Consider the following 12,004-nt stretch of genomic DNA (forward strand, 5'->3'; position numbering starts at 1 on the left):
TCGGGGGTGAGTGCTAACAACTCCCCTCGCAGTTAACCCAATGACTTTGCTCAATCTAGGAGAGAAACCCATGAAACTGCGCCCATTGGCAGACCGCGTGATTGTGAAGCGCGTAGAAAACGAAACTCGCACCGCTTCCGGTATCTACATCCCTGATGCCGCTGCTGAAAAGCCAGACCAAGGTGAAGTTTTGGCTGTCGGCCCCGGCAAGACCAACGACAAGGGCGAAACCAAGGCCCTGACCGTGAAGGTTGGTGACCGCGTTTTGTTCGGCAAGTACTCTGGCCAAACCGTGAAGGTGGACGGCGACGAGCTGTTGGTCATGAAGGAAGACGACCTGTTCGCAGTCGTTGAAGCTTAAGCCAATCAGCTACTAAATTGATAGCGCACCTAGCAATACTAGCGCGCTGTACAGACGAATTAACCTTTATTTGAAGGAGCCAAAAAATGGCAGCAAAAGACGTAATTTTTGGCGGCGAAGCCCGCGCTCGCATGGTTGAAGGCGTGAACATTCTGGCCAACGCCGTGAAGGTCACCCTAGGTCCTAAAGGCCGCAACGTGGTTCTGGAGCGTTCTTTCGGCGCCCCTACCGTGACCAAGGACGGTGTGTCCGTGGCCAAGGAAATCGAACTCAAGGACAAGCTGCAAAACATGGGCGCGCAGATGGTCAAGGAAGTGGCTTCCAAGACTTCTGACAACGCTGGTGACGGCACCACCACCGCCACCGTGCTGGCCCAAGCCATCGTGCGCGAAGGCATGAAGTACGTGGCCGCTGGCATGAACCCCATGGACCTGAAGCGCGGTATCGACAAGGCTGTGGAAGCCCTGATCGCCCAGCTGAAGGCCGCTTCTAAGCCCACCACCACTTCCAAGGAAATCGCCCAAGTGGGTTCCATTTCCGCTAACAGCGACGCTTCCATCGGCCAAATCATCGCTGACGCGATGGACAAAGTGGGCAAGGAAGGCGTGATCACTGTGGAAGACGGCAAGTCTCTGCAAAACGAGCTGGACGTTGTCGAGGGCATGCAATTCGACCGCGGCTACCTGTCTCCCTACTTCATCAACAACCCTGAGAAGCAAGCTGCTCTGCTGGACAACCCCTTCGTGCTGTTGTTCGACAAGAAGATCAGCAACATCCGCGACCTGCTGCCGACACTGGAACAAGTGGCCAAGGCTGGCCGCCCTCTGCTGATCATTGCGGAAGACGTGGACGGCGAAGCGCTGGCTACTTTGGTGGTCAACACCATCCGCGGCATCTTGAAGGTCGTGGCTGTGAAGGCTCCTGGCTTTGGCGATCGTCGCAAGGCCATGTTGGAAGACATCGCTATCCTGACTGGCGGCAAGGTTATCGCTGAAGAAGTGGGCCTGTCTCTGGAAAAAGTGACTTTGGCCGACCTGGGTTCTGCCAAGCGCATCGAAGTGGGCAAAGAAAACACCATCATCATCGACGGTGCTGGAGCTGCTGCTGACATCGAAGCCCGCGTGAAGCAAATCCGCGTGCAAATCGAAGAAGCCACTTCCGACTACGACCGCGAGAAGCTGCAAGAGCGCGTGGCCAAGTTGGCTGGCGGTGTGGCCGTGATCAAGGTGGGCGCTGCTACCGAAGTCGAAATGAAGGAAAAGAAAGCCCGCGTGGAAGACGCCCTGCACGCTACCCGCGCTGCTGTGGAAGAAGGCATCGTGGCTGGTGGTGGCGTGGCTCTGCTGCGTGCTCGCCAATCTGCTGGCGACATCAAGGGTGACAACGCTGACCAACAAGCTGGCGTGAACCTGATCCTCAAGGCCATCGAAGCGCCTCTGCGCGAAATCGTGTCCAACGCTGGTGGCGAGCCATCCGTGGTGATCAACGCTGTGTTGGCTGGCAAGGGCAACTACGGCTTCAACGCTTCCAACGACACCTACGGCGACATGATCGAAATGGGTATCTTGGACCCCACCAAGGTGACTCGCACAGCTCTGCAAAACGCCGCTTCCGTGGCTGGCCTGATGCTGACTACCGAGTGCATGGTGGCTGAAGCCCCTAAGGCTGAAGCTCCTGCTCCTGCAATGCCCGACATGGGCGGCATGGGTGGCATGGGCATGTAATTGCCCACGGCACCCGAAGGCCGCAAGGCCTTCGTCCTGCACCAAACCCCGCACGGTTCACGCCCTGCGGGGTTTTTTCATGGGAACTGCGGTACAAAGTGCTCCTCCAAACCCTTCAAGGAGATACACCCAATGACACGCACTGAACCCCAGTACAACGCCTACCGTTCATGGTCACTCAGCCTTGCCAGCGCTGCCTGCATCGCAGTGGCAAGTCTTGGCCCTCAGGTCCACGCGGCAAGCCCTGCAGCGCCGTTCACCCAGCTAGACCCAGCCCGTGTGGGTGCAGACGTAGGCGCAATGCGCAGCGTGGCGGTGGAACTGCAAGACAGCATGCGCTTTAACCCCAGCGAGTTGCGCGCCAAACGGGGAGAAACCGTGCGCTTTGTGGTGCGTAACAGCGGCAAGCTGCCGCATGAGTTCGTGATAGGCCAAGCCACAGCGCTCAAAGAGCATGCCGCTCAAATGCGCCAAGCGGCCAGCGGCGGGCACAGCGGGCATGAGCACCACGGCAACGACCATGCATCACACACAGCCAACACCGTCGCGGCAGTATCGGTACCAGCAGGGCAGCAGGCCGAACTGATCGTGCGCTTTGACGCAGCAGGCACGCTGGGCGTGGCCTGCCTCGTGCCGGGTCACAGCGAAGCGGGCATGACAGGCCGTATCACGGTTGCGCCGTAGTGCCTTGCACAAACTGTTCGGCCAAGGGCAGCTTCAGGTCGCGCAGCCCCTGCACCACCAGCTCGCTCATGGCCACCGCCCCACGCTCCTGAAAGTGCGTGTTGTCGGGGTTGCTGCGTGAGCCCTGCTCAGTGCGGTAGTAGGGATAGCGTTCTGGATCAACGGCCAAGAAGTAATCCAACGAGGCCACCTCCCCCACTTGGTTGAAGAACGCCACGCTGCGCACATCCAAGTCGATCAAGGGCACTTGGTGGCGCTGGGCGGTGTCGCGTACCGTTTGGCTGTAGTCCCCGGGAAATTTGCCTTTGGTTTTGTGGTGCGTTTGGGCTTCTAAGCGGCCATTGCGAAAGGCGCGCCGCGTGACCGGGGTGATAAGCACGGGCGTGGCCCCCACGGTGCGTGCCATATCGATATAGCGCGCCAGCGTGGCGGCAAAGGACACGCCATCGGCATGCTGGGCGTCCACACCGGGGTAGGTGCACAGCTTGGCAAAGTCGGCTTGGTCACGCGCTGGCGGTGGGCGTGGCGGGTCTTCGCCGCATTTTTCGTCGTTGTGGCCAAACTGGATCAGCAGGTAGTCGCCCGCACGGATTTGCCCTTGGATGCGGGCAAACCAGCCTTCGCTGATGAAGCTGCGCGAACTGCGCCCAGGCTGCGCAAGGTTAACCACCTGCACGGCAGCACCGGGTTGGAGCTGGCGCTCCAGCACCTGGCCCCAGCCCATGCGGGGGTAGACCTGCTCGGAATAGTGGCTGGCCGTTGAGTCACCCGCGATGAAGATGCGAATTGGCTCCGCACCCACCGCACCTGTGGCCCCCATTGCCCCGACAGGCACGGCCATGGTGCTGCACAACAGGGCAGGCAGCGCCATGCGGATAAAAACAGACTGCACAGCGATACCCTCCTCTGCTGGGATTTAGCGCAAGCGTGCCAGCAAGCCGGCAGTGGAGGCATCTAGCCCCGTCGCATCGCCACTGGTCAAGCGTGGCTCAATATCTTTGGCCAACACCTTGCCCAACTCCACACCCCATTGGTCAAAGCTGTTGATGCCCCACAGGCTGCCCGTGACGAACACGCGGTGCTCTTGCAGTGCAATGAGCGCGCCCAGTGATGCGGGGGTCAGATCATCCAGCAGCAAGAAGGTGCTAGGGCGATTGCCGGTGAAGTGCTTATGCCCTCCCGCATCGCTCTTGCCCACCATCAGCGCCTGGGCCTGCGCCAGCACATTGGCCAGCAGCTGGCTGTGGTGGCTCGCCAAGTCGTGGCGCGGTTTTTTGACGGCGATGAACTCGACCGGAACGATGTCCGTGCCTTGGTGCAGCATTTGGAAGTAGGCGTGCTGGCCGTTGGTGCCCGGCTCACCCCACAGCACGGGCGAGGTGTCAAACGGCAGGGCTTGGCCCTGGCCGTCCACACGCTTGCCGTTGCTCTCCATCTCCAGCTGCTGCAGGTATGCCGGCACGCGGCGCAGCGCGCTGTGGTAGGGCGCAATGCTGCGACTGGTAAAGCCGTGGAAGTTGCGATACCACACGTCCAGCAGCCCCAAGCGCACGGGCAGGTTGCGCTCCAGCGGCGCGCTACGGAAGTGCTCGTCCATGGCGTGTGCGCCCGCCAGCAGATCACGAAAGCCCGCAGCGCCAATGGCGATGGCCACTGGCAGACCGATGGCCGACCACAGGGAGTAGCGACCGCCCACCCAGTCCCAGAACGGGAAAGTGGTGCTGATACCAAACTCCGCTGCAGCGGCCACGTTGGTGGTCAGCGCAGCAAAGTGGCGCGCCACGTCCGTGCCGCCTTGGGCGGCAAACCACGCCTTGGCCGAGCGGGCGTTGGTCATGGTCTCGATGGTGGTGAAAGTTTTGCTGGCGATCAAAAACAGCGTATTGGCGGCTTTGAGCTGGGGCAGCACAGCGGCCAGTTCGTGGCCATCCACGTTGCTGACAAAGTGCAAACGCTTGCCCGCGTGGGCAAAACTTTGCAGCGCCAGCACCGCCATTTGCGGCCCCAAATCAGACCCGCCAATGCCGATGTTCACGATGTCGGTGATGGACTCATCGGCGCGCACCGCCTCGGCATAAGCCAGCATAGCGTCCAACGTGGCATGCACCTTGGGTAGCTCGATTGCTATATTTTCTATAGCGGCACCAGCTTGCTGGGCTTGCTCTACAGGCCAATTTGGCTGTTTATTCGGGTGGCGCAACAGCACATGCCACACGGCACGGCCTTCGGTGTGGTTGATCTTCTCGCCCGCGAACATGGCGTCGCGGTGGGCCTCCAGCCCGCTTTGGCGGGCCAAGTCCAGCAGCAGGGCTTCGGTGGTGGCGTCAATGCGGTTTTTGGACAAATCCGCAAACACATGCGGTGCCTCTTGGCTCAGGCGCGCAAAGCGCTGCGCGTCGCTGGCAAAGGCGTCGCGCACGTCCAATGCGCTGCCGCTGGCGGCAAAGTGGGCCTGCAACTGCGCCCATGCGGGCGTGCGGTCGCAGCGGGTACGGGTAAAGCTCAAAGCCATTTGTCTCCTCCTTGGGTACGGTGTGTCTACTCAGCCGATCAGGGCTTAAGCAGCGAGCAGCAGTTGTTCGAGCTTGACCGCATCCACACAGAAAGCGCGAATGCCCTCGGCCAACTTCTCGGTAGCCATGGCATCGTCGTTCAGAGCCAAACGGAAGGAGGCTTCGTCGTACTGCACGGCGTCGATCTGGCTAGTGCGGGCGGCATCGGCGTCCAGCGCTTTGCCCAGCGGCTCGGAGCTAGCGGCCAGTTGGGCCAGCAAGTCGGGGCTGATGGTCAGCAAGTCGCAGCCAGCCAAGGCGGTGATCTGGCCCACGTTGCGAAAGCTTGCCCCCATGACTTCGGTGGCGATGCCGAACTTCTTGTAATAGTCAAAAATGCGCTTGACCGACTGCACGCCGGGGTCGTTGGCACCTGCGCGCTCGGCTTCCACCCAGGTATTGCCAGCGGCTTTTTTGTACCAGTCGTAAATGCGACCCACAAACGGGGAAATGAGCTGCACCTTGGCTTGGCCACAGGCCACCGCTTGGCAGAACGCAAACAACAGCGTCAGGTTGGTGCGGATGCCGCGCTCTTCCAAGTATTTGGCGGCTTGGATGCCCTCCCACGTGGAGGCGATTTTGATGAGCACACGGTCGGTAGGAATGCCTTGTGCTTGGTACAGGTCGATCAGGCGCTCGGCACGGGCAATGGTGGCGTTGGTGTCAAAGCTCAGGCGGGCGTCCACTTCGGTGGACACGCGACCGGGAATGATGGAGAGGATTTCGCAGCCAAAGCGCACCAACAGGCGATCCACCACTTCGTCCAGCGGTTTGCCGTGGAAACGCGTCACGGTTTCCTTGACCAGCGGGGCGTACTCGGGCTTTTGCACCGCCTTGAGAATGAGCGAGGGGTTGGTTGTGGCGTCTTGGGGCTTGAAGGCGTCCAGTTGCTTGAAGTCGCCAGTGTCGGCCACCACGGTGGTGTACTGCTTGAGTGCGTCGAGTTGGGTCATGTTGATTACAGGTAGTTGCGTGTGTGCAGGGTTAACCAGACTTGAATTATGGGTGAAACAAAGTTACATTAGAAAATCAATTTTCCGTAACCTAGAGAAAAACATCTCATGAGCTTTGATCTTGTCATGTTTGGCGGCACAGGTGACTTGGCCTGGCGCAAACTCATGCCCGCCCTGTTCCAAGCATTCCGCCACGGCACGCTGCCAGCGGGTGGTCGCATCATCGGCGTTGGCCGTGATGACATGAGCCACGAACAATACCGCGACCTGATTCGCAAGCGCTTTGACAAGGTGGAACTGGCCAAGCGCCCCAGCGCCGAAGAATTCGCCCGCTTTGCCGAGCTACTGGAATACGTGCGCATGGATTTGTCCAAGGCTGAGTCTTACCAAGCCTTGGCCAACACGCTGCAGCAGCGCAACGCGGACACGGTGGTCATGTACTTGGCCACAGCACCGGGCTTGTTCACCACCATTTGCGAGCAGCTAGCCGCCCATGGCATGAACAGCCCGCACATCCGCTTGGTGCTGGAAAAACCACTGGGGCACGACTTGGAGTCCAACCGTGCCATCAACCTGACAGTGCGCCGCTTCTTCCAAGAAAACCAAGTTTTCCGCATCGACCACTACTTGGGCAAGCCTTCGGTGCAAAACCTGTTTGCGCTGCGTTTTGGCAATGCGCTGTTTGAACCGCTCTGGCGCCGCGAACACATTGCCAACATCCAGATCAGCATTGCCGAAGATTTGGGCGTGGAAAGCCGTGGTGCGTTTTACGAAACCACCGGCGCGCTGCGCGACATGGTGCAAAACCACGCGCTGCAACTGCTGTGCGCCATTGCCATGGAGCCACCTATCAACGCGCATGCCGATGCCATCCGCGATGAAAAACTCAAGGTGCTGCGCAGCCTGAAAGCCTGGACCCCCGTATCGCTGCAACAAGACGTGGTACGCGGCCAGTACAGTGCGGGCACCAGCGGTGGCTTGCCAGTGCCGGGCTACCTGCAAGAAGCAGGCGTAGACCCCAACAGTGCTACCGAGACTTTTGTGGCCCTGCGCACCGAGATTGCCAACTGGCGCTGGGCAGGCGTGCCTTTTTACATCCGCACCGGCAAGCGACTGGCGGGGCGCGATGCGCGCATCGTCATCAACTTCCGCCCCACGCCCCACGCTATTTTTGATACCGGCAACACCGCCAGCAACCAGTTAGTCATCAACCTGCAACCCAAGGATGGGCTGGAGCTGCACTTGCTGGCCCAAGGCCAGCACACGCGTGCAGCCAAGGGAGCGAGCGCACAAACTCTGTCGCCCGTGCACTTGGACTTGGACTTTGACAAGCGCTTTGGCTCTGAGCGCGTGGGTGCCTATGAGCGGCTGCTGCTGGACGTGATCGATGGTCGCTTGAACCTGTTTGTGCGCAGCGACGAGCAAGAGGAAGCTTGGCGCTGGGTAGAGCCCATTTTGGACCACTGGGCCAGCGACCCCCAAGGCCCCCGCCACTATGCCGCCGGCACTTGGGGGCCCAGTGCCTCCAGCGCCATGATTGCCCGTGACGGCTTTTGCTGGGCTGAAGAAAGCTAATGCGCGAGGATCTCCCCATGCTGGACCGCATCCGTGCCTGCCTGCCCTCATTGGCCCCTGCAGAGCAGCGGGTGGGCAAGCTGTGCCTGTCTGACCCACGGGCTTTTGCCAAACTGCCTGTGAGTGAACTGGCCGACCGAGCCCACGTGAGCAAGCCCACCGTGGTGCGGTTTTGCCGCAGCGTGGGCTATGACGGCTTGGCCGACTTCAAGCTCAAGCTGGCTGGCACAGTCAACGAAGGCGTTCCCTTCATCCACCGCAGCGTGGACGCGGACGACAAAGTGGGGGACGTGCTCGTCAAAGTGGTGGACAACACGGTGGCGGCATTTCTCAAATACCGCAACGACGCCTCGAGCGCCGCCATAGAAAAAGCCGTCAAGGCATTGACCGAAGCCTACAGCAACCGACGCCAAATTCAGTTCTTTGGTGTGGGCAACTCCGGCATCGTGGCGCAGGACGCGCAACACAAGTTCTTCCGGCTAGGCATTAACACCACTGCCTACAGCGACGGGCACATGCAAGTCATGAGTGCATCGCTGCTGCGCGCGGGCGATTGCGTGGTCATCATCAGCAACTCAGGCCGCACCCGCGACCTGATGGATGCGACTGACATTGCGCGCAAAAACGGGGCGACCACCATCGTCATCACGGCCAGCGGCTCGCCACTGGCCAGTGCCGGGCACATTCACCTCAGTGCCGACCACCCCGAAGGCTTTGACAAATACAGCCCCATGGTCTCGCGCCTGCTGCATTTGATGATGATCGACATCCTGGCCACCTGTGTCGCCCTGCGCATAGGCAGCAGCCAACTGCAGCCACTGCTGCAAGAAATGAAAAACAACCTGCGCAACAAACGGTATGCGTGAACAAGCAAAAGGCCGCTTACGCGGCCTTTTTGCTGGAAGCTACGCTTCAGGATAGTTGCTGATAAATCTTAGAACGAATGGCTCAGCAAAATATCTGCAGCACTTTCGTTTTGTTTGTAACCCAAAATGCTCAATGAGCTGACCACACCATTGGTTGCAGCAGCAGTACCAAATCGCTCAAACTGTTCATAACCACTGACTGTCCAAGTTGCGTAACGAACCGCAATATTGGTGCGTTTACTCAATGCATACTGGGCGCTTACTGTCATACCACTTGCAGTGCCATCGACACGATTCAGCGCAGCTTTAACGGCAGAAGCGGTACCCCCAGTCAACGGTCCTACGGCAGTTAATGGAGCATCGGTAACACCATTGACACGCGATTGCTCCCAAGCAGCACCAAACAGCCATTTACCGGCAGGGACACTCATACCGAACAGTACGTTGTCTTGGGTGACACCCCAACTCACATTGGCATGGTCATAGCCTGCACCTAGCTTCATGTAACCAAAGTCATAACCGGCTTCAAGGTGATAAATCTCTTTCTTAGTCAAACTATTGCCATTGAAAATACCGCCGGTATCGTCTGCATTCGTATATTTACGGTAGCCAGCCCCCACTTTCAAGGTATCCGTCAGATATGCCACTATGAAATCGTGCTGCCCCTGTCCCACAGCACCAGTAGTTGAGGCGCTAGCCGTACCTTGCGAACCCAAACCAATGCCCGAGCCATTGCTTGACTCGCTAAATTTGTATCGCATGAGAACTGGGCCACTCAATGCTGTATAGCTCAGATATTCTTTGGATGTACGGACTTGATTCAGTTTGCTGTCAAACTTGATCAGATTCCCACCACCGTAAGCAATATCTGTGAAGATATCTGCTTCCTTAGCATAGCCCATTTCGATACGGCCAAAAGATTGATCCGTATAGCTGATCTTGCTATCCCCACCAGCTGTGGATGCACGAGTAAGCCCGTCAAAACCCATCTCTGCTGTAACAGTTTTTCCTGCGCCTAAATTCTCAACAATCGAAAAATTGATCGTTGATGTATCAACACCAAAACCTGCCGCATCGTTGCCACTCGTGTCATGGCTTGTTTTATATCCATAGACATACTGACCGCTGATAGTGACCTGTGCTTGGGCAGCCCATGCCAGCGAAGTTACGGCCATAGCAATCAAAGTTTTTTTCATAATCCAATACCTTTAAGCGAATAAGCTGGTACTACCAGCGGCAAAACTTCCTGTTTTAGAAGCTGTATGCATTGCATCAAAAAGGCTCTCAACCCGCATTGGGGATCCCCCTAGAAAATCGTAGGCTAGGCACTCTAAAAACCACCCTTAAGCATCAAGTCTGCATAAAAAAACCCGCCCTAAAAGGGCGGGTTTTTATTTCCAATAAAAACTGACTTACGCCAGCTTTAAATTAGAAAGTGTGACCGAGCAATACCGCTGTGTCTGTACCGCGGTTGGCACCGTTTTGATCCCAATTCTTGTATGTCAAGGACACAGCAGTACGCTTGCTCAGAGCGTAAGAAGCTGTCAAACCATAGCCAGAGTTCTTCACGTCACCAGTAGTGTCGCTAGAAGAAGCCAAGGCAGCTGTACCATCACCAACAGAAGATCCTGTACCGTCGCGCTTGGAGTTGATGTAGTCCAGACCAATAGTCAGGTTGCCAAATGGAACAGTTGCACCGACCAAGAACTCTTGGTAAGTACCTTTAACTTTGGTAGTGTTGATAGCAGCAGCGCCCAACTTTGCAACGCCCAGATCATAAGAACCCTTCACGCGTACGCGGGACTTGTTATTGTTGTTGCTACCTTCGTAGCTATCGTACTGCGCATAGTCCAAAGCGGCAGTAGCAGGACCAGCTGCATAAGCAGCAGCGATACCAACCTTACGTTGCTTAGTAACAGTTGCGTCACCAGCAGAACCAGCACCGGTAGCGGAATCTGTAGAAGAAGCTTCATCAGCACCAACCGACACAGTCACAGGGCCAAATGCTGGCAATGTGTACTTCACGTAGTCGTTGGTAGTACGGCTAGCAGAAACCTTGCCATCAAAACCAGCCAAGCCGGAGATAACGTTTTCAGAGTAGTTAGCACCCTTGATGTAACCACCTTCGATCTTGCCGAAAGAGCCAGACAGATTGATGGAGCTATCGCCACCAGAAGCAGTTGTACGTGTCAAAGTGTCGATGGCCATGTTTGCACCAGCCTTCAAACCACCACCCAGATCTTCAGATGCGTTGAAGAAGATGGAAGCAGTATCAACACCGAAGCCTGCTGCATCAGCACCAGAAACAGAACGGGTAGCTTGGTAACCATACCAGTACTCACCAGTGATAGTCACTTGTGCGAAAGAAGAAGTAGCAGCCAGAGCGGCCAAAGCAACGAGAGTCTTTTTCATGAAAATTTTCTCCAGGTTAAAACGAAGGACTCTGGCCTGATGGATCAGAGCCCCGAGCCAACCTCCTGTCTAGGAAGTTGTTGCTATTCAACCAGAGCACGACATTCTTGGCAAAGAAAAGAAGACAAAAAGTGACTTTTTTGTCTTCTTTCGTTGCAACACGACAACATTGGCAAATATGTCACTCGAAAATTTAGGCATTTTTCCAACAAAATGAGCAAACCAACCACCGAATTCGACCTATGAATGACATTTTGGTCGCTGCCAACAGCGCACTGCGTACCTTGTTTGCCCCCGCAAGCGGGCAAATTAGCTACACAAAACTATCCAATTCACTTAGCAAAACAGAAACCCAACATGCCGCAGGCCTTATGCGTGTGAACCATGTGGGAGAAGTTTGTGCCCAAGCACTGTACACAGCACAGGCGCTGACAACGTCCAACGCTGCTTTACGCAAACATTTTCTGGATGCATGCGAAGAAGAAACCGATCACTTGGCATGGACAGAGCAGCGCCTACAAGCGCTTGGAGGCCGAAAGTCTCTGCTCAACCCCCTGTGGTACGCAGGTGCGTTTGGCCTAGGCTTGGTAGCAGGGCGCCTAGGCGATGCGTGGAGTTTGGGCTTTGTCGTCGAAACGGAACACCAAGTGGGGGCTCATTTGCAAAGCCATCTGCAACCCTACGATGGCAGTGCAGACAGTGGCCTACCCAGTGGAGATACCACTTCACGCGACATAGTCCAGCAGATGCATGCTGACGAATTGCGCCATGCTGAAAATGCGGCTAAGGAGGGTGCCAAGGATCTCCCTCCCCCCGTCAAGCAGCTGATGCGTGCCGCGGCCAAGGTCATGACAACGGTGGCCTATCGCCTGTAAAG

11 protein-coding genes are annotated in these 12,004 nt (G+C 57.2%); 6 read left to right on the plus strand and 5 right to left on the minus strand.

Features of this window, described 5'->3' with window-relative positions; translation table 11 throughout:
* Nucleotides 1-70 precede the first annotated feature (70 nt).
* The 3 genes from KIK84_RS04820 to KIK84_RS04830 all read left to right on the plus strand — a co-directional run bounded on the left by KIK84_RS04820 (nt 71) and on the right by KIK84_RS04830 (nt 2,769).
* Nucleotides 71-361: a co-chaperone GroES gene (locus tag KIK84_RS04820; RefSeq protein WP_087495027.1), complete on the plus strand. Its 291-nt coding sequence runs from the start codon at nt 71-73 to the stop codon at nt 359-361.
* Between the two features lie 86 nt (nt 362-447).
* On the plus strand, nt 448-2,085 hold the full coding sequence (gene groL, locus KIK84_RS04825; protein ID WP_214121883.1) for a chaperonin GroEL: 1,638 nt from the start codon (nt 448-450) through the stop codon (nt 2,083-2,085).
* Nucleotides 2,086-2,217: 132 nt separating this feature from the next.
* Nucleotides 2,218-2,769, plus strand: coding sequence for a cupredoxin domain-containing protein (locus KIK84_RS04830; protein ID WP_214121884.1), 552 nt, complete (start codon nt 2,218-2,220; stop codon nt 2,767-2,769).
* Here KIK84_RS04830 and KIK84_RS04835 read toward each other — a convergent pair.
* Genes KIK84_RS04835 through tal form a run of 3 tightly spaced genes read right to left on the minus strand, consistent with a single transcriptional unit; the run spans nt 2,753 to nt 6,274 of the window.
* Nucleotides 2,753-3,661 (minus strand): rhamnogalacturonan acetylesterase, encoded by a 909-nt coding sequence (locus KIK84_RS04835; RefSeq protein ID WP_214121885.1) that lies wholly within the window; start codon nt 3,659-3,661, stop codon nt 2,753-2,755. The genes KIK84_RS04830 and KIK84_RS04835 overlap by 17 nt on opposite strands.
* A 24-nt stretch (nt 3,662-3,685) precedes the next feature.
* On the minus strand, nt 3,686-5,281 hold the full coding sequence (pgi, locus tag KIK84_RS04840; RefSeq protein ID WP_214121887.1) for a glucose-6-phosphate isomerase: 1,596 nt from the start codon (nt 5,279-5,281) through the stop codon (nt 3,686-3,688).
* Between the two features lie 45 nt (nt 5,282-5,326).
* Nucleotides 5,327-6,274, minus strand: coding sequence for a transaldolase (tal, locus tag KIK84_RS04845; protein ID WP_214121888.1), 948 nt, complete (start codon nt 6,272-6,274; stop codon nt 5,327-5,329).
* Between the two features lie 108 nt (nt 6,275-6,382).
* Between tal and zwf the strand changes: the two genes are divergently transcribed.
* Both zwf and KIK84_RS04855 read left to right on the plus strand, forming a co-directional pair.
* Complete coding sequence (gene zwf / locus KIK84_RS04850; RefSeq protein WP_214121889.1) at nt 6,383-7,849, plus strand: glucose-6-phosphate dehydrogenase; 1,467 nt, start codon at nt 6,383-6,385, stop codon at nt 7,847-7,849.
* A 17-nt stretch (nt 7,850-7,866) separates the two neighbouring features.
* Entirely contained in the window at nt 7,867-8,715 is an 849-nt protein-coding gene (locus tag KIK84_RS04855) for a MurR/RpiR family transcriptional regulator (RefSeq protein ID WP_214121890.1), read from the plus strand.
* 68 nt (nt 8,716-8,783) lie between these two features.
* On the opposite strand, the gene KIK84_RS04860 is transcribed toward KIK84_RS04855, so the two are convergent.
* On the minus strand, nt 8,784-9,911 hold the full coding sequence (locus tag KIK84_RS04860; RefSeq protein ID WP_214121891.1) for a porin: 1,128 nt from the start codon (nt 9,909-9,911) through the stop codon (nt 8,784-8,786).
* A 232-nt stretch (nt 9,912-10,143) separates the two neighbouring features.
* On the minus strand, nt 10,144-11,127 hold the full coding sequence (locus KIK84_RS04865; RefSeq protein WP_214121892.1) for a porin: 984 nt from the start codon (nt 11,125-11,127) through the stop codon (nt 10,144-10,146).
* A 242-nt stretch (nt 11,128-11,369) separates the two neighbouring features.
* Between KIK84_RS04865 and coq7 the strand changes: the two genes are divergently transcribed.
* Entirely contained in the window at nt 11,370-12,002 is a 633-nt protein-coding gene (gene coq7, locus KIK84_RS04870) for a 2-polyprenyl-3-methyl-6-methoxy-1,4-benzoquinone monooxygenase (RefSeq protein WP_214121893.1), read from the plus strand.
* The last annotated feature ends 2 nt before the right edge of the window (nt 12,003-12,004 follow it).

The organism is Curvibacter sp. CHRR-16, from assembly GCF_018474005.1.
Taxonomy (GTDB): Bacteria; Pseudomonadota; Gammaproteobacteria; order Burkholderiales; family Burkholderiaceae_C; genus Allorhodoferax.